Here is a 19,600-nt window from a genome sequence, read left to right on the forward strand (position 1 = left end):
GATCACTGTGGCAGTCGGAACTCGCTCGCGGACCGTTCCCGCCCTCCCGTAGCGTCGGCACCGCGGCCCCCCGGCCCCGCGATCTGTGAAGGAGCACCCGTGGACCAGCTGGCCCTGCCCCTGCGACTGACCGGCCACGGCCTGGTCCTGCGCGAGTGGGCGGACACCGACCACCAGGCCATGATCGACGTGCTGGACAGCCCCGAGGTCGCGCGGAACACCCCGGTGCCGTTCCCGTTCGACCCGGTGGCGTACCTGGCGATGATCCGCCGCACCCGCGCCGAGGACGGCCGCCTGCACCTGGCCATCACCACCGACGGCGAGACCCCGCTCGGCTTGGCCTTCCTGGCCCCGGCCCGGGCCGAGGCCGGGTACGTCATCGGCCGCGCGCACCGCGGTCAGGGCCTGGCCGTGCGCACCACCCGGCTGCTCACCGAGTTCGGCCACCACACCCTGGGCCTGCCGGAGCTGCGCCTGCGCATCCGCACCGACAACGCGCCCAGTCAGGGCGTCGCCCGCGCCGCCGGGTACCAGCTCGTGGAAGGCGAGCCCGAACGGCTGGAACGCGGTGGCGAGGTCGCGTTCCTGGAGGTCTGGCGTCACCGCTCGGACTGATCCGCCAGGGTCTGCTCCAGCCGAGCGAGGATGCCGGTCAGCGTCGCGCGCTCGGCGCCGGTGAGCGTGCCGATCAGCTCCGCCTCGTGCTCGAGCAGTTGGCGCACAGTGGTTTCCACCAGGTTGTGCCCGGCCTCGGTGAGCCGGACCGCGACCGCGCGGTGCGAGGCAGTGGACGGTGACCTGGCCACCAGACCGGCCTGCTCGGCGCGGGCCACCCGCTGGGAGACCGCGCCCGCGGTGATCAGCGTCCGGCGGGTGATCTCCTTGGTGGTCAGCTCATACGGCGGACCGGCCCGCCGGATCACGCTGAGCAGGTCCAAAGTGGACGGATCGATGCCGAGCGCGGCCAGGGTCCGCCGCCGGTCATCGGCCAGGATCTTGGCGATCCGCCAGACCGGCGTGATGATCTCGATGGACTCGGTGCGCACCCCCGGCAGCTCGCGCTGCCAGGCCGCGGCGATGTCGGCCGCGGGCCACCGGGAGTTCGAGCCCAGCGGGTAACTCTCGGTCTCGTTGGACACGTGCACCGTCCCTTGCTACGTTCAGCGCTAAACGTTTAGAGCTAAATATAGCAGAGGGGGATCTGACATGACCCGAATCGTGCTGGTCACCGGCGGTAGCACTGGACTCGGCAAGGCGGTGGCCGCCCGGTTCCGCGCCGACGGCGACACCGTGGTCATCACCGGCCGGGACGCCGACCGGCTGGCCAGGACAGCCGCCGAGATCGACGCCCGGCCGATCGTCTGCGACGCCACCGATCCGCAGCAGGTGGCCCGGCTGGCCGGGGAACTGGGGCCGGAGCTGGACGTGCTGGTCAACATGGCCGGTGGCAACACCGACTTCGACGAGTCCGACCAGGCGCTGTCCCCGCTGGAGCAGGTCGCGGCGGGCTGGCGGGCGAACCTGGAGGCCAACCTGCTCAGCGCGGTGCTCACCACCACCGCCGTGCTGGACAAGCTCCGCCCCGGCGGGACCATCGTCAACATCGGTTCCATCGCCGCGGAGCACGCCGGATTCTCTTATGGCGCGGCCAAAGCGGCCCTGCACGCGTGGAACGCCGGGCTCTCCGCCGAGGTCGGCCCCAAGGGGCTGACCGCCAACCTGGTCGCGCCCGGCTACATCGCCGAGACCGAGTTCTTCAAGGGCAACCTCAGCGAGCAGCGGATCGCCGAGCTGGTCAAGGCGACCCACAACGGGCGCGCGGGCCACCCCAGCGACATCGCCGAGACGACGTACTTCCTCGCCTCGGCCGGGGCGCGGCACATCACCGGACAGACGCTGCACGTCAACGGCGGCGCGTTCACCACCCGCTGATCCGGAGTACGGCGAAGGCCGGGCGCACCGCAACTCGCGGCGCGCCCGGCCTTCAGCCAGTGCTGTGCCTTACTTGATGAAGCTGATGTTGAGCAGCTTGTTCGGCGAACCGGTCTTGATGTCGGTCAGCTTGTTGCTCACCGCGTTGTTCACCAGGGCGTCCCGCACCTGCTGCGGGGTCGCCTGCTGGTTGACCGAGAGGTACAGCGCGACCGCGCCCGCGACGTGCGGGGTGGCCATGCTGGTGCCGCTCTTGGTGGAGGTGCCGGTGTCGTTGGTGTGGATCGCGGACACGGTCGCGGTGCCGGGCGCCCAGATGTCCAGGCACCGGCCCCAGTTGGAGGCGACCGACTGGCCGTTCCACACCGCGCGGGCGTCGTTCTGCTGGGTGGCGCCCACGGTGATCGCTTCCGCCACGCGGGCCGGGGTGAAGCTGCACGCGTCGGCGCCGGAGTTGCCACCGGCGATCGCGAAGGTCACACCGGCGGTGATCGCCTTCCGGACCGCGTTCTCCATGGCCGCGTTGCTGCCGGTGCCGCCGAGGCTCATGTTCGCCACGGCCGGCTTCTTGGCGTTCTTGGCCACCCAGTCGATGCCCGCGATGATCTGCGACCACTGACCGCTGCCCTGGCAGTTGAGCACGCGCACGGCCACCAGGTCGGCCTTCTTCGCCACGCCGTACTTGGTGCCGCCCACGGTGCCGGCCACGTGCGTGCCGTGACCCTGGCAGTCGCTGGCGTCCGCGTCGTTGTCGATGAAGTCGTAGCCGCTCTTGGCGCGGCCACCGAACTCCTGGTGGGTCAGGCGCACGCCGGTGTCGAGGATGTAGGCGGTCACGCCCGCGCCCTCGTTGGCGTAGGTGTACTTCTTGTCCAGCGGCAGCGCCTGCTGGTCGAGCCGGTCCAGGCCCCACTCCGGGTTCAGCTGCTCCCCGGCCAGGCTGACCTTGCCGTCCTGCTCCACCGTGGCCACCCGCGGGTCCGCGGCCAGCCGCTTGGCCTGCTGCTCGCTCAGCGAGACGGCGAAGCCGTTGAGGGTCTTGTCATACGTCGCGGTGACCTTGCCACCGAACCGGGAGGCCAGGTCCTGCGCGCCAACGGTGTTGTCCTTCAGCGTGACGATGTAGCTGCCGGACACGGCGTTGGCGGTTCCCGCGTTGAGGATCTGACCTTCGGCAGGCGCGGCGAGGCCGGGCAGCGCCGAAGCGACCAGGGCGAGCAGGGAGGTGCCGGCGATCAGCCCGGCGCCCACGACGGCCCTGCGTCGGTTTCGTGCCATTGAAAACTCCGTTCACTCCGCCGTGTAGCCCTCACCACACGGAGTTGCGGCTGCAATTACAGGGGGCGACTACTCGCAGCCACTGGAACTAGCTTGGTTGACCCGAACGGAGTAAGCAAGGCAACGAAAGTAGGTCACGTTACATAACAGTTCACATTATTTGTCACAATTTAACTAACCCAGGCCCGGGTGTGTGCCGGTGACCTCGTCGAACACCAGCCAGGTGCGGGTGGAGCGGACCCCGAGCACCTCTTGGATCTTTTCCAGGACGATCTCCCGCAGGGCCTGGTTGTCGGGGGCACGCACTAGCACGAGCACGTCGAAGTCGCCACCGACCAAGGTCAGGTGTTCCACGTACTGAATCGAGCGCAACTGCTCGGAGACCTCGCGCCACGAGGCCTGCTCGATGGTCACCACCACCATCGCGGTGGTGCCCAGTCCGGCCCGCGCCGGATCGATCTTCGCGCCGAAGCCGGTGATCACCTTGTCGGCCACCAGGCGGTCGATCCGGGCGTAGGCGTTGGTGCGCGAGATGTGCAGCCGCTCGGCCAGTGTCCTGATCGAGATCCGGCCGTCCCTGGCCAGTAGCCGCAGGATCGAGCGGTCCACCTCGTCCAGTGCGGAGGCCATCTGTCCGCCGGGTGCGCCAACGGTGCTGCTGTCGGTGGACACATTGCCGCCTTTCACGTTTCAGGTGAGCCGTTCGTCTGCCCTTTTTGGCACATCTTGAGCCAGCCACCCGGTCGGGGCAACCATTTGAGGACGCCTGTCAGACAGGGACGTCCGACCAGGAGGTTCGCCGTGACCGAAGCTCCCGCGCGCCCTGACGCGCTGCTGCCCTCCGTGACCCCGGTCCGGTTCCTCGCCGAGGACGGCAGTCCAGCCGACTACCGCAGCGGCTACCCCGAACCGCCCGTGGCCCTGCTCCGCGAGGCCTACCGGCGCATGATCATCGGCCGCCGGTTCGACACCCAGGCCACCGCCCTGACCAAACAGGGCCGCCTCGCCGTCTACCCCTCCAGCCGCGGCCAGGAGGCCTGCCAGATCGGCGCGGTGCTCGCCCTGCGCGAGACCGACTGGGTCTTCCCCACCTACCGCGAGTCCATGGCCCTGGTCGCCCGCGGCCTGGACCCGGTGGAGGTGCTCACCCTGCTGCGCGGGGACTGGCACTGCGGCTACGACCCCAAGGCCACCCACACCGCTCCCCAGTGCACCCCGCTGGCCACCCAGACCCTGCACGCCACCGGGCTGGCCTTCGCGGAGAAGCGGCAGGGCCGGGACACCGTGGTGCTCGCCTTCATCGGCGACGGCGCCACCAGCGAGGGCGACTTCCACGAAGCGCTCAACTTCGCCGCGGTGTTCAACGCGCCGGTGATCTTCCTGGTGCAGAGCAACGGCTACGCCATCTCGGTGCCGTTGTCCAAGCAGAGCGCCGCGCCCGCCCTGTCCTACAAGGGCATCGGCTACGGCGTGCGCTCCGAACAGGTCGACGGCAACGACCCGGTGGCCATGCTCGCGGTGCTGCAGGCCGCGGTCGAGCACGCCCGCGGCGGCAACGGCCCCTTCCTGATCGAGGCGCACACCTACCGGATGGAGGCGCACACCAACGCCGACGACGCCACCCGGTACCGCGAGGACGAGGAGGTCCAGCGCTGGCTGGGCCGCGATCCCATGGCCCGGCTGGAAAAGCACCTCCGCGGCATCGGCGCACTGTCCGAAGAGGACATCCAGAACTGGACCGCCGAAGCCGAGGCCAAGGCCGCCGACCTGCGCACCCGGATGAACGCCGAACCGGCCGTGGCGCCGATGGAGCTGTTCGAGCACGTCTTCGCCGAACCCACCAGCCAGCTCCGCGAGCAGCGCGACCTGCTGCGCGCCGAGCTCGACGCCGAGGAGCGCTGAGATGCCGAACCTGTCCATGGCCCAGGCGCTGAACCAGGCATTGCGCGACGCGATCAAGGAAGACGAGCGGGTGGTGGTCTTCGGTGAGGACGTCGGCGCGCTCGGCGGCGTCTTCCGGATCACCGACGGCATCACCCGCGACCTCGGCGAGGACCGCTGCTTCGACACCCCGCTCGCGGAGGCCGGGATCGTCGGATTGGCAGTGGGCATGGCCATGGGCGGGATGAAACCCGTGGTGGAGATGCAGTTCGACGCCTTCGCCTACCCCGCCTTCGAGCAGATCGCCTCGCACGTGGCCAAACTGCGCAACCGCACCCGCGGCGCGCTGTCCCTGCCCATGGTCATCCGGGTGCCCTACGCCGGCGGCATCGGCGGGGTGGAGCACCACTGCGACTCCAGCGAGGCCTACTACGCGCACACCCCCGGCCTGAAGGTGGTCACCCCGGCCACCGTCGCCGACGCCTACTCGCTGCTGCGCGAGGCCATCGACGACCCCGACCCGGTGGTCTTCCTGGAACCCAAGAAGCTCTACTGGGCCAAGGCCGACGTCGAACTGACCAGGGGCGAGCCCTTCGGCCGGGCCGCGATCCGCAGGCAGGGCAAGGACGTCACCCTCGTCGCCTACGGCCCGTCCACCCCGGTGGCCATGCAGGCCGCCGAGGCGGCGAAGGAAGAGGGCTGGGACGTGGAGGTCGTCGACCTGCGCAGCATCGTGCCCTTCGACGACGAGACGGTGGCCGCCTCGGTCCGCCGCACCGGCCGCTGCGTGGTGGTGCAGGAGGCCCAGGGCTTCGCCGGGGTCGGCGCGGAGATCGCGGCCAGGGTGCAGGAACGCTGCTTCCACTCGCTGCACGCGCCCGTGCTGCGGGTCAGCGGCTTCGACATCCCGTACCCGCCGCCGATGCTGGAACACGCGCACCTGCCCGGCGTGGACCGCATCCTGGACACCCTGGACCGGTTGCAGCGCGACGACACCCCGGACCTGCGCTACGTGGCCGAGGTGGTCGCGTGAGCGAGCAGGTCTTCCGGCTGCCAGACCTCGGTGAAGGGCTGACCGAGGCGGAGGTGGTCAGCTGGCGGGTCGCGGTCGGCGACACGGTGACCGTGGACCAGGTCGTGGTCGAGGTGGAGACCGCCAAGGCCGCGGTGGAGGTGCCGATCCCGTTCGCGGGCACGGTGCTCACCCTGCACGGCGAGGCCGGCGCGGTGCTGGAGGTCGGCAAGCCGCTGATCACGGTCGCCGCCGAGGGCGCGCACGAGACCTACCGGACCGAGGAACGCGCGGGCGCCAAGGCCCCAGCGGGGAACGGCAAGGCCGCCGCGGGCTCGGGCAACGTGCTCATCGGCTACGGCACCAAGGAGGACAACGGTTCTCGCCGTCGCCGCCGTCGCCAGCCCGCCCCTGCCGTGGTCGCCGCCGTGCCTACCCCCGAGCCCCAGCTCGCGCCCCGGGTGATCAACCCCCTGGTGCGCGGGCTGGCCAAACAGCACGACATCGACCTGTCCACCATCACCCCCAGCGGACCGGCCGGGATCGTGCTGCGCAAGGACGTCGAAGCCGTCATCGCCGCGGCCGCCAGCACCGCGGTGCCGCTGCCGGATGCCGGTGGCCCGGAACGGATCCCGTTGCGCGGCCTGCGCCGGGCGGTGGCGGACAAGCTCTCCCGCAGCCGCGCCGAGATCCCCGACGCCACCACCTGGGTCGACGCCGACGCCACCGAACTGCTGGCGGCCAAGAAGGCGGTCCAGGCCGCCTGCCCCGAGCAGAAGATCAGCCTGCTGGCCCTGTTCGGCCGGATCTGCGTGGCCGGGTTGAAGCGGTTCCCCGAGCTCAACTCCTCTGTGGACGGTCCAGCCAGGGAGATCCTGCGCTGGCCGCACGTCAACCTCGGCTTCGCCGCGCAGACCGACCGCGGCCTGGTGGTTCCGGTGGTGCGCAACGCAGATCAGCTCAGCACCGCCGAGCTGGCCGCGGCCATCGCCGCACTCACCGAACGCGCCCGCGACGGCGCGCTGGAGCCAGCCGACCTCACCGGCGGCACCTTCACCCTGAACAACTACGGGGTGTTCGGCGTGGACGGCTCCACCCCGATCATCAACCACCCCGAGGCCGCCATGCTGGGCGTCGGCCGGATCATCGACCGGCCGTGGGCGGTGGACGGTCAGCTGGCCGTCCGAAAGATCACCCAGTTGTCCTTCACCTTCGACCACCGGGTGTGCGACGGTGGAGTGGCCGGTGGCTTCCTCCGCTTTGTCGCCGACGCGGTGGAGAACCCACTGGGCCTGCTCGCCAGACTGTGATCAGCCAATTCCGAGGAGAGGGCATGTCCGCGCAGGACTTCCACGCCAAGCACGCCGAGCAGCTCGACCACGCGGTCACCGCGATCGACGCCCGCGAGTACTGGTCGCCGTTCCCGGAGACCCCCAGCAAGTCGGTCTACGGCGAGGAGGCCGCGCCCGCGGGTGAGGCCGCGTTCCAGGCGCTGCTGGGCAGGGACTACCCCCTCGACCAGCCGGGCGTCATCGACCACGTGGGCACCGAGACTTCGCCGTTCGGGCTGGAGCTGGGCATCCGCTACCCGCGCAGCGAGCCCGCCGAGCTGATCGCCGCGGCCAAGGCCGGGATCACCGCGTGGCGGGACGCCGGACCGGCCCTGCGCGCCGGGGTGGCCATGGAGGTCCTGCACCGGATCAACGCGCGCAGCTTCGAGTTCGCGCACGCCGTGCAGCACACCACCGGCCAGGCCTTCGTGATGGCCTTCCAAGCCGGTGGCCCGCACGCCCAGGACCGCGCGCTGGAGGCCATCGCCTACGCCTACGCCGAGCAGGCCAGGCAGCCGCGCAGCGCCCGCTGGGCCAAGCCGCAGCGCAAGGGCGACCCGCTGGTGATGGACAAGACCTTCACCGTGGTGCCGCGCGGGGTGTCGCTGGTCATCGCCTGCAACACCTTCCCCACCTGGAACACCTACCCCGGCCTGTTCGCCAGCCTGGTCACCGGCAACCCGGTGATCGTCAAGCCGCACCCCGGCGCGGTGCTGCCGCTGGCGCTGACCGTGACCATCGCCCGCGAGGTGCTCACCGAGGCCGGGTTCGACCCGAACCTGGTGACCCTGGCGGTGGAGGCCCCCGGCCAGCCGATCGCGGCCGAGCTGGCCACCCACCCCGACGTGCGGATCGTGGACTTCACCGGCTCCACCGAGTTCGGCGACTGGCTGGAGGGCAACGCCCGCCAGGCCGTGGTCTACACCGAGAAGGCCGGCCTGAACACCGTCGTGGTCGACTCCACCGACGACTACAAGGGCTTGCTGCGCAACCTGTCCTTCTCCCTGTCCCTCTACAGTGGACAGATGTGCACCACCCCGCAGAACATCCTGCTGCCCGGCGGGGGAGTGCGCACCGAGGACGGCACCCGCAGCCCCGAGGAGTTCGCCGCCGACCTGGGCGCCGCGCTGGACAAGCTGCTCGGCGACCCGGCCCGCGCCGCGGGCACCCTCGGCGCGATCGTCAACGAGGGCGTCAAGCAGCGCCTGGCCGAGGCGGAGAACCTGGGCGCGGTCGCGCACGCCTCCACCCCGGTCGAGGACCCCGCCTACCCCGGCGCGACCATCCGCACCCCGCTGGTGGTGCGCCTGGACGCCAAGGACGAGGAGACTTACACCAAGGAGTGGTTCGGCCCGATCTCCTTCGTGATCAGCACCGACTCCACCGAGCACGCGCTGGAGATCTTCCGCTCCTCGGTGCGGGCCAAGGGCGCGCTGACCGCCTCGGTCTACTCCACCGACGCGGCCGTGATCGACGCGGCCCGCGCGGCGGCGCTCGATGCCGGTGTGCACCTGTCGGAGAACCTGACCGGCGGCGTGTTCGTCAACCAGAGCGCGGCCTTCAGCGACTTCCACGGCACCGGGGCCAACCCGGCGGCCACCGCCGCGCTGACCGACCCGGCCTACGTCACCGGCCGCTTCCACATCGTGCAGTCCCGGCGGCACGCGCCGGCCTGACCTTCCGCAGCAGGATCGGGGTCGCCAGGATCACCACTCCGGCGACCCCGACCGCGGTGCGCGCCCCGGCGAACCCGGCCAGCACACCCCAGGCCGCGGTCAGCGCCGCCACGGTGGCGTTGCTGGAGATCGTCCACGCGGTCAGCACCCGCGCCACCAGCCCGGCCGGGATCTCGGCGAGCCGGTAGGCCACCAGCACCGGGTTGAACACGCCCATGCAGCCCACCAGCCCGAACTGCACCACCAGCACCAGCACGAGTCCGGTGAGTCCCGGCGTCACGAACACCAGCCACACCGGCCAGCACACCCGCAGCACGCCGGTCACCCACAGCACGCGCTCCTGCCCGAACCGCGCCACCAGCCGGGGCGCGAGCCGGGCCCCGAGCAGTCCGCCGAGGCAGGGCACGGAGAACGCCAGCCCGTAGGCCCACAGCGAGAACCCCAGCTCCCGCACCATGAGCACCAGCATCAGCGGCGCGGTCGCCATGATCAGCCCGTTCACCAGCACCGTGTTGCCCAGCAGCGACCGCAGCCCCGGATGCCGCCAGATGTGCCGCCACCCGTCGAGCACCTCACCGGCCCTCGGCGCGCCCACCCGCTCCGGCGGCTGCTCCCGCCCACCGGCGGCCCGGATGCCCAGCGCGGAGAGCAGATAGCTCACCGCGTCGACCACCAGCACCACCATCGGACCGAAAACCCCGATCGCCGCGCCACCCAGCGGCGGCCCCAGCGCGGTGGCGGTCCACGAGGTCGCCTCCAGCCGCCCACTGGCCAGCACCAGGTCTTCCTTCCGCAGCAAGGACTTCAGCCAAGCCCCGCTGGCCGCCCGGTAGGCGATCTCGGCCGCCGCGACCACCACCGAGACCACCAGCAGCTGCGCGAAACCCAGCCACCCCAGCGCATACGCCACCGGCACGCTCAGCAGCGCCGCGCACCGGAGCAGGTCCATCCCGATCATCACCGGCCGCTTGCGCCGGAACTCCACCCACGGCCCCAGCGGGATCGCCACCACCGCCCCCACGGCCAGCCCCGCAGCGGCCAATGCGGACACCTCCGCCGTGCTCGCCTGCAACACGAGCATCGCGACCAGCGGAAAGGCGTTGAAGGCCAACCGGCTGCCGACCGCGCTGACCGTGTACGAAGCCCACAACCACCCGAACTCCCGCCCCAGTCGCACCCCGAGATCCAAGCGATCCGGGCGGTCCACGGCAAACAACCGGCCGTCCCGGGGTCACAACGACCGGTTGTCTGCCCTCAGGCGGCTACCTCCGCTGGGAGCGGCGCAGCCAGTACGCGAGCACCCCGACCGAGAACGCCGCGGCCGCCGCGAAAAGCGGCACGGCGAGCTCGGGCGGCAACAGTTTGCTGGCGAGCGCGAACGTGGTCACCGCCACGGCGGCCATGGCGCAGGCAGTGCTGTTCCGTTCCGCTTTCGACTTCTTGGCCATCACTAGCACGTCGCGGCAGCCGCGATGCCGGTCCCGAGGCCAAATCCGATCCTGACCGGCCCACCGAGCAGCGCACCGCCCACCGCCCCGGAAACCGTGGCCGCGGAGCCACACCAGAAACCGCCCCAGGTGAACCGGGGCATCACCCCGTCCTTGACGGTGAAGCTGAACCGGTCGGCCGCCAGCACGGCGAACTCCCCGGTCAGCTCGGTGCCGCCCAGCGCCAGCCGCGGGCCGACCACGTCGACCAGGCGGTCCGCACTGTCCCTGACCTGGAGTTGTCCGTCGGCGACGACCAAGCGGTTGGCCTTGCTGAAGGTGACCTGGAACTGCGCGGTCGGCCCCTCGGACTTGACCATCCGGAGCTGGTAGGTACCCGCGGTGGCCTCACCGGTGGGCGGCTGAACCGGTGCGGCGGCGGCGAAGCCGGGTGTCAGGACGATCGCCGCCGCGCCCAGGGTGATCGCGGCCAGTCGGGTGATGGTGCGGGTTTTTGTCATGAATCCCCCTTTTGGATAGCACTCAGGTTAAAGAGCGCCCAATGGGGGATGGCAGTCGAAAAGCTCACCGAATGACCGTGAGAATGTCATGCCGCGCGTTCTGGTGGGCTGATCAGCCGCCGGTGCACAAGGCGTCGAGGCGCTCCAGGGTCTTGGTCATGCCGGGCAGCCAGACCTGGCCCTGGCCGACCTCGGCGCGGCGGTTCTCGGGCATGCCGGTGAGGTCGAAGATCTCGGTCACCACGGTGGCATCCGGGCCGTCGGGGCTCAGCTCGAAGATCCACCGGTGGCCCCACGAGCTGCCCTGCTCCGGGTGGCCGTGACCGGCGACCGGAGCCCAGCCGATGCGCCGGTCCGGCTCGAAGACGACCACGTGGTTGTCCATCTCGTAGTCGCCGAGCTGCTTGAACCGCATCTTCATCGTGAAGACCTGCCCGGTGCCCGAGAGCGCCCCCTCGAACAGGGTCTCGCGGAGCATGCGGGAGGCGTCCATGTCCACGTGCCGTCGTGGTTCAGCCAGGACCCGGAAGATGTCGGCCGCCGGGGCGGCGATCCGTCGGGACACCGACACCTGCGTTGTTTCCTCGGTCATGATCTCGACCGTAGCGGCGGGGACCGACAATCAGGCCGTGCTCACCCCGTGGGCTGCGCCGGTTCCGTGACCAGCAGCCCCCCTCGTCCGCTGAGGCTTGCACGGCAAGACCGGCGGGCCAGGACCGGGTCATGTCCGCCGGCACGTCCAGCCGCAGGCGCACCCCGGTGAACGTGGCCTTTCCGGCGAATGTGCTCCCGTCAAAGCTGGCCACGTCACTGAAGATCGCCCGGCCGAACCTGGCCGTCGCGCCGACCACCACCCCGCTGAACGAGGCCAACTCGCGGAAGATCGCCCGACTGAACGTGGCGTTCCCGGCGAACTCGGTCCCGGTGAAGCTGGCCTCCCCGGTGAAGTCCGCCCGGTCGAACCGCGCGGTGCGCACGCGGCAGTCGGTCAGCGTGAAGTCGACGAGCGTGGCCGCGGTGAGGTCGAGGTCGATGTCCGGCCAGAACGCCTCGCCGGGGCTTCCCCTGCTCTTGCTCGGTCCCGTCCTCGGGCGGTGAGTAGGGCATCCGCAGGTAGGCGCACAGCACGTTGACGATGGTCTGCCGCTGACCGGGCGTGTTCTGCGCCAGCCGCTCCAGCGCGTACATCCCGCCGAGCCGCACCGCGGCGTTCTCCGACCCGAGCTGTTCCACCGCCTTGGTGTAGAGCTCGGTGACCCGCCGCTCGGCCGCATCCGCCTCGGTCGCCTCGGCCACCCGCTCCTGGTGCCGCATCGCGATCTCGGTCGTGCGCTGCCTGCGCGCGGCCAGCCACAGCGCGGCGGCCCCAGCGGTGCCGACCACGATGGCGCCGGCGGTCTTGATCGCTTCCAGCCGGACCCGGTCGCCCTCGCCACCGCCGCCGAAGGCGAGCAGCAGGCCTGCCGCCGCGGCGGCCGCGACCACGGTCAACCCGATCACGCACAGCAGGATGGCCCGCGTGGACAGCACCCGGTAGGCCGTGTTCCGCGCTCCATCCAGCCACTATCGCCGGGCACCCCGACCTGCCCGTATACCCGAGCGCCTAGGATGCGGGCGTGCACACGAACGACGCCCCTTCCGCGCTGGTCGACGACTTCGCCCTGCTCCTGCTCAACGAACAGGGTCAGTTCGCCACCAGGCGCTCGGCCGATGGCCTGTTCGCGGTCGCCCTGTTGATCGAGCTGGCGCAGCTGGAGCGCCTGGAGCTCTTCGGCGAGGACTTCCGGCTGTTCGTCACCGACAACTCCGAGACCGGGGTGGCGGCCCTGGACGAGGCGCTGGCGACGCTGGAGGAGAACCAGGGGTCGGTGCTCAAGGAGGCCATGGGCAAGCTCTCCATCGGGCAGCGGGACCGGGTGATGGGGCGGCTGGTGGCCGAGGGGGCGGTGACCGAGCACACCGAGCGGCGCAGGCTGTTCTTCACCAGCACCACCTGGCAGGTCAAGGACACCGCGCGGCGGGAGAAGATCCACGCCGACCTCAAGGCCGCGCTGTTCGGGGCCGAGGAGGTGGCCGAGCAGGACGAGGTGCTGATCTCGCTGCTGTCCGCGGCGGGGCTGGTGCAGCTGGTGGCCGGGCGCAGCAAGACCGCCAAGCGGATCGCGGGCGAGGTGGCCGAGCGGTACCCGGTGGCGGCCGAGGTGCTCCAGCAGGGTGTGCAGGGCGTGCCGGAGAGCATCATCCCGAACATCTGATCACTCGACCGGTGGGCGGTCACCGCTCGAATGGCGGCAGCGGCGGCGGGCCGGGCCGGGCGACGATCCACGCATGGACCAGCGGTTTGTCGAGGAACTCAAGTACCAGGGCGATCCGCCGGCCGACGCGGTGATCGCCGCGCTGGTGGCCGGGGGCGAGATCGGCCGGGTCAACTCGCTGCTGGCCGAGCTGCGCGCCAACGACGAGCCGATCCCGGAGCACCTGCCGCCGGTGGTGCGCGAGTTCCTGGTGGCCACCGACAACCCGCCGCCGTGGACCGACCTGGCCAGGGTCGCCCGGGCGCAGGAGTTCTTCCTCGACGACGGCATGCACGTGGCCTCGGTGCTCTCCTTCGGCGCCATGGTCAACTGCTACGCCCAGCCCCGGCCGTCCAAGGTGCTCACCCTGACCCACCGGCTCAACCAGCCGCACCGCAGGCTGTCCGAGACCGCGCAGTTCGTGCTGAGCATGATGGCCCCGCACCCGTTCACCAGCGGCGGCTCGTTCGTGCCGGTGATCCAGAAGACCCGGCTGATCCACGCCGCGGTGCGCCACTTCATCTCGCGTTCGCCGGAATGGGACCACGAACGCGACGGGGTGCCGATCTGCCAGCAGGACCTGCTCGGCGCGCTGCTCATCTTCTCCGTGCAGGTGATCATCGGCATGCGCCGGATCGGCATCTCGGTCACCGAGCAGGAAGCTGAGGACTACTACCACGTGTGGCGGGTCGCCGGGCACCTGCTCGGCATCCGCACCGAGGCGATGCCGGCGACCCTGGCCGAGGCGGAGGCGCTCAACACCAGCCTGGTGGAGGCCAGCTACGGGCCGTCCGCGGAGGGCGCCGAGCTGACCGCCAACCTGCTGGCGCTGTACCGGAAACTCATGCCGGGCAAGGCTTTTGACGGCGTGGTGCCCGCGATGGTCCGGCAGGTGGTCAACCCCGAGGTCTCCGAATGGCTGGGGGTGCCCAAACAGCGCGGCTGGGGACGCCTGGTGGGCGCGGGGGTGCGGGTGATGCGGCGGCTGGAGCGGGCCGAGGACGAGAGCGAGCTGGCCAGGCGGGTGCTGGACCGGGCCGCGCGGCTGCTGCTCTCGGTCAACGTGCGGCAGCTGACCGACGGGCAGTCCACGGCGCTGACGATTCCCGAGGAGTTGCGCGAGAAGTGGACGGGGGAGCGAGGGGCCTCAGCCTGACCGGCTCGGCCGGTCCACCTGCTCGGCCAGGCGGCGCAGGTACTCCGCGAACCGCCGCCGGTCCGGCTCGGCCCAGTCCGCGGTCAGCTCGGCGAAGGCCTGCCGCTGCCAGTCCAGCGCGCCGGTCAGCAGCTCGCGGCCGGACTCGGTGAGCCTGGGCACCGTCCTTCGTCTGTCCACTTCGGACTCGACGCGTGCCAGGTAGCCCGCTGCGGTGGCGTCCCTGACCAACCGGCTGGCTCCGGAGTGGTCCAGGCCCAGCCGGTGCGCGATCTCGCCGACGCTCGGCTCCGCGCCGGTGCTCTCCGCGCTGTGCACGGCTTCCAGGGTGTGCACGTGCTGCACCCGGCGTTGTTCGCCCGCGGCCAGCCCGGCCCAGCGCCGGGACCAGAACCGCACCAGCCGGAACAACGCCGGACCGCCGTCAGAGAGCGCCATACCCAGCAGCTTGACACAAACGCGTGCGAACCGCACTCTTATTGCGTGCGAAACGCATGCATTTGGAGGGCTTCATGACCATCACGCTCAACCACCTGATCATCCCGGCCGCCGACCGCTGGGCCGGCGCCCGCTTCCTGGCCCGGCTCATCGGCGGCGAACCCGTTGCGGCAGGCCCGTTCGCGGCGCTGCGGGTCAACGACGACCTCACGGTGGACTTCGCCGACGACCAGCCGCTGGCCGCCGGGCACTACGCGTTCCTGGTCGACGACGCCCGCTTCGACGCGCTGCTGGCCGTGCTCGCCGCCGACCCGGACCTGGTCCACGGCTCCGGCCCGGAACACGGCTGGGACCGGCGCACCAACACCCTCGGCGGTGGCCGGGGGGTCTACGTGCGCGACCCCGACGGCCATGCCTACGAGTTCTTCACCGCGGTGCCCTGACTCAGGACAGCCGCAGCTCCCGCCACACCGGGCTCGCGCCGCCGGTGACGCACACCCAGGAGTGCACCGGGTTCGCCGCCGAGACCGCCGTGTTGACCCACACATCGCCGGGCGCGAACCCGCCACCGGTGGGCACGGCAGTGCCGAAACCCTGTTGCTGCCAAGCATTCCCGGTCCGGGTCGCGGTGATCTCGGACTCCATCACCCGCACCCGGGAGCCGGTGCCGCCCGGCGCGTTGTTGGTGATCGGCACGCCGGCCCTGGGCACCGAGCCGTCCAGGGACCACTGGGTGTTCGCGCCCGCGATGTGCGCGTACTCGATGATCTCGCTCACCGGGAACGCCGGGTCGATGGCGATCACGTTGCCGGCGAGCACGAACCGCTGCCGGTCCGGGCCGGTGTGCTCGACCTGGAGGTAGCCGTTGACCCGGTTGCGGTGGTGCTCCGGGGCTGGGTTGGTGTGGAAGGTGTTGCCGGCGACCACGCAGTCGCCGAGCAGCTGCGCCGAGATCCGCAGCGCCTTGTTGTTGTAGGCGGGCTGGCGTCGCGTCGAGTTGGAGTGTCCACAGTCGACGAAGGTGTTGCCGTCGACCTGGAGCCCGCGCCACCGCCCGCCTTCGATGTAGAGCCCGGAGAACGCGCAGTCGTGCACCACGTTGCCGGTGATCCGCACGTTCTCGTACACCGCGTTCGCGGCGGTGGTCTTGTGGAAGGCGAAGGAGATCGCGCCGGCCCGCCGCTCCAGCTCGGTCAGGAACACGTAGTCCAGCGCCACGTACTCCAGCGGGTAGCGGATGGTGTTGCCCGCCACCAGCAGGTTGCGGAAACCGATGCTGGGCGCGCCCTCGTTGCCCTTCACCGCGAACACGCCGATGCCGCGCATGCCCTTCCCGGTGGCCACCCTGCCCTTGTACTCCTCCGCGCGCAGCGTGATGTGGTTGCCGGAGACGGTCATGTCCTCAAAACCGACGGCGGTGGTGTGCGTGCCGTAGCGGTGCGACCAGATCAGGATGCCGTCCCTGCTGGTCTCGATCAGGTTGTCCTGGCACAGGTGGCGGAAGGTGGTGCCGCCGTGCCGGGCGTTGCCGGTCAGGTTGACGCCGATCTGGAACTTCTCGATCAGGTTGCCCTGCACCAGGGTGTTCGAGGCGTGCGTCTCGATCGCGGTGCGCGGCGCCCGCTCCCAGGACGCGCCGTGGAACCTGTTGTGCCGCACGGTGAGCGAGGTGCAGGTGGCGTTGATGAAGGAGTGGTCGTCCTCGGGCGCGCCGGTGCGGTTGCTCGCTTCGGTCCACAGGCAGTCGTGCACCGCGACGCTGCCGGAGCCGGCCTCGCCGGGGAAGTACAGCGAGACCCGGGAGTCGGAGCGGTGGATGGTCAAGTGCCGCACGGTGATCCGGCCGAACCGCGGGGTGTAGGCGTAGGTGGAGACCGAGCTGACCAGCACCGGGGTCTTGCCCTCCGGCCCGGCCAGCACCGGCACCCGGTTGTGCTCGCTGTTGTGGTCGATGGCGAAGTCGGTGAAGCACACCAGGTCCGGGTCGACTGGACCCTTGGCGAAGCCCAGCACCGACCCGTAGAGGTAGGGCTGGTCGCCGACCATGTCCGCGACCTTGAGCACCGAGGCCGGTCCGTCGCCGCGCACGATCAGGTTGCGGCAGGGCGGGATCCGCAGGATCGGGGCCTGCATCCAGACCCCGGGCACGGGCGCGACCAGGTAGATGCCGGCCGGGATGTGGAGCACGCAGTTGTCGGTGAGCTCGTCCAGCGCCTGCTGGATCAGCTCGGTGTTCTTGACCGGATCGCCGCCACCGGTCCGGCTGACCCCGATAGTGCCGAGGTCGATGATCTTCGAGGGGGCCGGCGCCGCGGCCGCGATGCCTTGTCCGGTAAGGGCGCTGGCGGAGAGCGCGGCCAGGCCGGTGAGCGCGGCGCGGCGGGACGGGAGCCACTGGGTCATGCCGCGAGTCTGCCCGCGCCAGCACCGGATCCGGCTGACTTCGCTCCCTAACGGGCAGTCAATCGCGAGGTCGCTTGACGCGGTCCAGATCCGCGCTCGACTTGTCCACCAGCGCGCGCATGGCCGCCTCGGCCGCCACCGGATCACCGGCGCGCACCGCCTCGTAGACCGCGCGGTGGCTGGGCACCGGATCGTCGGCCGGGTCCGCGCCGTGCACCAGGCGGTCCCGCGCGGCCAGGCCGATCGCGATCACCCGCTCGATCTGCACCAGGAAGTTGTTGTGCGTGGCCGACAACAGCGCCCGGTGGAAGGCCAGGTCGGCGGCCACCACCTCCTCGATGTCCGTGCCAGCGGCGGCCATCCGCTCCAGCGCGGCGGCCAGCGCCGCCACCTCGATGCCGTTGGCCCGCCGCGCGGCCATCGCCGCGGCCGCCGGTTCCACCACCGCCCGCACCTCGGTCAGCTCGTCGAACAGGTCGGTGGCCGCGGTGGCCGAGGTCTGCCAGCGCATCACGTCGGTGTCCAGCATGTTCCACGAGCTGCGCGGCTGCACGAAGGTCCCGCGCTTCTGCCGCGCGTCGATCATCCCCTTGGCGGTGAGCACCTTCAGCGCCTCGCGCAGCGCGGTCAGGCTCACGTCCAGCTCGGCGCGCAACGCGGGCAGGTCCAGGGTCTCGCCCTCGGCCAGCTCGTTGGACAGGATGCGGCCGGCCAGCACCTCGACGGTCTGGCCGTGCACGCCGCGCGGGCGGTGCGTGGTCATGCGCGCACAGTAGTCGCCACCTCGGCCTCCAGTGGCTCGGTCCAGCAGGCCGCCGGCGCGGTGGGCATTCAGTCCAACCCGACCAGCCTGAAGCACACCATCCCGTCCCGCGCGTCCCACGACTCGACCTCGGTGAACCCCAGCCGCCGGTACAGCCCGATCGCCCCGGTCCGCCACCGCCACACCGACAGCCGCACCCCGGTCCCGGCGGCGGCCACCGCGGCCTCGGTCAGCTGCCGCGCCACCCCGCGTCCCCGCCAGGCCGGATCCACCCAGAGCCGCTTCAGCTCGGCGTCCGGGGTGAGCACCACACAACCCACCGGCTCCTCCGCGACGGCCAGCAGCACCAGGTCCGCGGCGAAGGCGGTGGCCGGGTCGAGGATCTCGCGGCGGTAGCGCTCGGGCAGGGCGGGGGCGTCCGGGACCGGGCTGCCCTTCTCCGCCTCGGTGGCCAGGTGGTAGCCGGTCAGCAGGCGGACCAGGGCCGGGAGCTGCGCCGGATCGGCGGGGGCCACGGTGATCATGCGGCCATTCCACTCCGGCCCAGCGCGCCGCCACCCGGTGCTGTGACCCAGCCCACAGCGTGTCGCCGATGAGTTCGGTGTCCGGCGCTCGTCCATGCTGGTGAAGGCGTCAACCAAGGAGAGAAGACCATGACCACCACCGGCTACGCCCCGCTGTCCGACCTGGCCGTCTACTACGAGGTGCGCGGCGAGGGCCGCCCGCTGGTGCTGCTGCACGGCGGTGCCCTGACCATCGACCTGTGCTTCGGCCCGCTGCTGGGCGCGCTGGCCGAAGAACGCCAGGTGATCGCCATCGAGCTGCAGGGCCACGGCCACACCGCCGACCGCGACCGGCCCGGCACCATCGCCGAGTTCGCCGCCGACGTGGTGGGCGTGCTGGACCACCTGGGCGTCGAGCAGGCGGACCTGTTCGGCTTCAGCCTGGGCGGACTGGTCGCGGTGCAGGTCGCGCTGGCCCACCCCGCGCGGGCCGGGCGGGTGGTCGCGGCGGCCACCCACTTCCACCCGGACGGGTACAAGCCGGAGATCACCGACCCGGCCCAGACCTCGGACCTGCTGCCCACCGAAGCCGACTTCGCCGCGATGGTGCAGGCCTACCGCGCGGTCGCGCCGGACCCGGACCACTTCGACAAGTTCATGGCCAACCTCCAGGTCACCGTGCACGGCTGGACCGGGTGGACGCCGGCGCAGCTCAGCTCGATCACCGCGGAGACGCTGCTCATCCTGGGGGACAGGGACTTCATCAAGCTCTCGCACGCGGTGGAGTTCCACGACCACCTGGCCCAGGCGCACCTGGCGGTGCTGCCGCAGACCACGCACATGGACGTCATCCGCCGGACGGACCTGCTGCTGCCGATGATCGACCGGTTCCTGGGCTGAGCGGAGTCGGCCGCACGCCGAACTTCTCGCTCATGAACCGCCAGAACAGCGGCACGGTCTCCGCAGGCTGGCAGTGGATCCGGTC

The 19,600-nt window shown here is 71.1% G+C and carries 23 protein-coding genes; 11 read left to right on the forward strand and 12 right to left on the reverse strand.

The window, feature by feature from the left end:
- The first annotated feature begins 99 nt into the window (after positions 1-99).
- Positions 100-615, forward strand: coding sequence for a GNAT family N-acetyltransferase (locus N8J89_RS15850; RefSeq protein WP_283665112.1), 516 nt, complete (start codon positions 100-102; stop codon positions 613-615).
- Here the strand turns inward: N8J89_RS15850 and N8J89_RS15855 are convergent.
- Entirely contained in the window at positions 600-1,139 is a 540-nt protein-coding gene (locus N8J89_RS15855) for a MarR family winged helix-turn-helix transcriptional regulator (RefSeq protein WP_283665113.1), read from the reverse strand. The two genes, N8J89_RS15850 and N8J89_RS15855, sit on opposite strands and share 16 nt — an antisense overlap.
- 67 nt (positions 1,140-1,206) lie before the next feature.
- Here N8J89_RS15855 and N8J89_RS15860 point away from each other — a divergent pair, with 67 nt between their 5' ends.
- Entirely contained in the window at positions 1,207-1,932 is a 726-nt protein-coding gene (locus N8J89_RS15860) for an SDR family NAD(P)-dependent oxidoreductase (RefSeq protein WP_283665114.1), read from the forward strand.
- Positions 1,933-2,001: 69 nt separating this feature from the next.
- Here the strand turns inward: N8J89_RS15860 and N8J89_RS15865 are convergent, their stop codons facing one another.
- Complete coding sequence (locus tag N8J89_RS15865; RefSeq protein WP_283665115.1) at positions 2,002-3,210, reverse strand: S8 family peptidase; 1,209 nt, start codon at positions 3,208-3,210, stop codon at positions 2,002-2,004.
- Positions 3,211-3,384: 174 nt separating this feature from the next.
- Positions 3,385-3,882: an Lrp/AsnC family transcriptional regulator gene (locus tag N8J89_RS15870; RefSeq protein ID WP_502868451.1), complete on the reverse strand. Its 498-nt coding sequence runs from the start codon at positions 3,880-3,882 to the stop codon at positions 3,385-3,387.
- A 129-nt stretch (positions 3,883-4,011) separates the two neighbouring features.
- Here N8J89_RS15870 and pdhA point away from each other — a divergent pair, with 129 nt between their 5' ends.
- The 4 genes from pdhA to paaN are packed head-to-tail and all read left to right on the forward strand — an operon-like array spanning position 4,012 to position 9,110.
- On the forward strand, positions 4,012-5,112 hold the full coding sequence (pdhA, locus tag N8J89_RS15875) for a pyruvate dehydrogenase (acetyl-transferring) E1 component subunit alpha (RefSeq protein WP_283665116.1): 1,101 nt from the start codon (positions 4,012-4,014) through the stop codon (positions 5,110-5,112).
- A 1-nt stretch (position 5,113) separates the two neighbouring features.
- Complete coding sequence (locus N8J89_RS15880) at positions 5,114-6,124, forward strand: alpha-ketoacid dehydrogenase subunit beta (protein WP_283665117.1); 1,011 nt, start codon at positions 5,114-5,116, stop codon at positions 6,122-6,124.
- Positions 6,121-7,413 (forward strand): dihydrolipoamide acetyltransferase family protein, encoded by a 1,293-nt coding sequence (locus N8J89_RS15885; RefSeq protein ID WP_283665118.1) that lies wholly within the window; start codon positions 6,121-6,123, stop codon positions 7,411-7,413. The genes N8J89_RS15880 and N8J89_RS15885 overlap by 4 nt, the downstream gene beginning before the upstream one ends.
- 23 nt (positions 7,414-7,436) lie before the next feature.
- A complete protein-coding gene (paaN, locus tag N8J89_RS15890) occupies positions 7,437-9,110 on the forward strand; it encodes a phenylacetic acid degradation protein PaaN (protein ID WP_283665119.1) in 1,674 nt (557 codons plus the stop codon).
- On the opposite strand, the gene N8J89_RS15895 is transcribed toward paaN, so the two are convergent.
- The 5 genes from N8J89_RS15895 to N8J89_RS41740 all read right to left on the reverse strand — a co-directional run bounded on the left by N8J89_RS15895 (position 9,061) and on the right by N8J89_RS41740 (position 12,332).
- Positions 9,061-10,281: an MFS transporter gene (locus tag N8J89_RS15895; RefSeq protein WP_283666177.1), complete on the reverse strand. Its 1,221-nt coding sequence runs from the start codon at positions 10,279-10,281 to the stop codon at positions 9,061-9,063. The two genes, paaN and N8J89_RS15895, sit on opposite strands and share 50 nt — an antisense overlap.
- Positions 10,282-10,372: 91 nt before the next feature.
- Positions 10,373-10,558, reverse strand: coding sequence for a hypothetical protein (locus tag N8J89_RS15900; protein ID WP_283665120.1), 186 nt, complete (start codon positions 10,556-10,558; stop codon positions 10,373-10,375).
- A gap of 2 nt (positions 10,559-10,560) precedes the next feature.
- Positions 10,561-11,058, reverse strand: coding sequence for a hypothetical protein (locus tag N8J89_RS15905; RefSeq protein WP_283665121.1), 498 nt, complete (start codon positions 11,056-11,058; stop codon positions 10,561-10,563).
- 112 nt (positions 11,059-11,170) lie between these two features.
- Positions 11,171-11,650, reverse strand: coding sequence for an SRPBCC family protein (locus N8J89_RS15910; protein ID WP_283665122.1), 480 nt, complete (start codon positions 11,648-11,650; stop codon positions 11,171-11,173).
- Complete coding sequence (locus tag N8J89_RS41740; protein WP_349497486.1) at positions 11,571-12,332, reverse strand: pentapeptide repeat-containing protein; 762 nt, start codon at positions 12,330-12,332, stop codon at positions 11,571-11,573. Before N8J89_RS41740 ends, N8J89_RS15910 begins: the two co-directional genes overlap by 80 nt.
- Here N8J89_RS41740 and N8J89_RS41745 point away from each other — a divergent pair.
- From N8J89_RS41745 to N8J89_RS15925, 3 genes are all read left to right on the forward strand, one after another.
- Positions 12,311-12,595 carry a hypothetical protein gene (locus N8J89_RS41745; RefSeq protein WP_349497487.1) on the forward strand — a complete coding sequence of 95 codons (285 nt, stop codon included), beginning with the start codon at positions 12,311-12,313 and terminating at the stop codon, positions 12,593-12,595. The two genes, N8J89_RS41740 and N8J89_RS41745, sit on opposite strands and share 22 nt — an antisense overlap.
- A gap of 79 nt (positions 12,596-12,674) precedes the next feature.
- Positions 12,675-13,313 carry a GOLPH3/VPS74 family protein gene (locus N8J89_RS15920; protein ID WP_252480967.1) on the forward strand — a complete coding sequence of 213 codons (639 nt, stop codon included), beginning with the start codon at positions 12,675-12,677 and terminating at the stop codon, positions 13,311-13,313.
- Positions 13,314-13,386: 73 nt separating this feature from the next.
- Positions 13,387-14,508, forward strand: a complete 1,122-nt coding sequence (locus N8J89_RS15925; RefSeq protein ID WP_283665124.1) for an oxygenase MpaB family protein — start codon at positions 13,387-13,389, stop codon at positions 14,506-14,508.
- Here the strand turns inward: N8J89_RS15925 and N8J89_RS15930 are convergent.
- Positions 14,500-14,946, reverse strand: coding sequence for a MarR family winged helix-turn-helix transcriptional regulator (locus tag N8J89_RS15930; protein ID WP_283665125.1), 447 nt, complete (start codon positions 14,944-14,946; stop codon positions 14,500-14,502). The two genes, N8J89_RS15925 and N8J89_RS15930, sit on opposite strands and share 9 nt — an antisense overlap.
- Before the next feature lie 74 nt (positions 14,947-15,020).
- Between N8J89_RS15930 and N8J89_RS15935 the strand changes: the two genes are divergently transcribed.
- The gene (locus N8J89_RS15935) at positions 15,021-15,389 is read left to right on the forward strand and encodes a VOC family protein (RefSeq protein ID WP_283665126.1); all 369 of its coding nucleotides are present in this window, start codon (positions 15,021-15,023) and stop codon (positions 15,387-15,389) included.
- Between the two features lies 1 nt (position 15,390).
- On the opposite strand, the gene N8J89_RS15940 is transcribed toward N8J89_RS15935, so the two are convergent.
- The 3 genes from N8J89_RS15940 to N8J89_RS15950 all read right to left on the reverse strand — a co-directional run bounded on the left by N8J89_RS15940 (position 15,391) and on the right by N8J89_RS15950 (position 18,636).
- Positions 15,391-17,349 carry a right-handed parallel beta-helix repeat-containing protein gene (locus N8J89_RS15940; protein ID WP_283665127.1) on the reverse strand — a complete coding sequence of 653 codons (1,959 nt, stop codon included), beginning with the start codon at positions 17,347-17,349 and terminating at the stop codon, positions 15,391-15,393.
- Between the two features lie 58 nt (positions 17,350-17,407).
- Positions 17,408-18,112 carry a FadR/GntR family transcriptional regulator gene (locus N8J89_RS15945; protein ID WP_283665128.1) on the reverse strand — a complete coding sequence of 235 codons (705 nt, stop codon included), beginning with the start codon at positions 18,110-18,112 and terminating at the stop codon, positions 17,408-17,410.
- Between the two features lie 68 nt (positions 18,113-18,180).
- Positions 18,181-18,636, reverse strand: coding sequence for a GNAT family N-acetyltransferase (locus N8J89_RS15950; RefSeq protein ID WP_283665129.1), 456 nt, complete (start codon positions 18,634-18,636; stop codon positions 18,181-18,183).
- Between the two features lie 129 nt (positions 18,637-18,765).
- Between N8J89_RS15950 and N8J89_RS15955 the strand changes: the two genes are divergently transcribed.
- Positions 18,766-19,515, forward strand: coding sequence for an alpha/beta fold hydrolase (locus tag N8J89_RS15955; RefSeq protein WP_283665130.1), 750 nt, complete (start codon positions 18,766-18,768; stop codon positions 19,513-19,515).
- Positions 19,516-19,600 lie beyond the last annotated feature (85 nt).

The sequence above is a fragment of the Crossiella sp. CA-258035 genome (assembly GCF_030064675.1).
Lineage (GTDB): Bacteria > Actinomycetota > Actinomycetes > Mycobacteriales > Pseudonocardiaceae > Crossiella.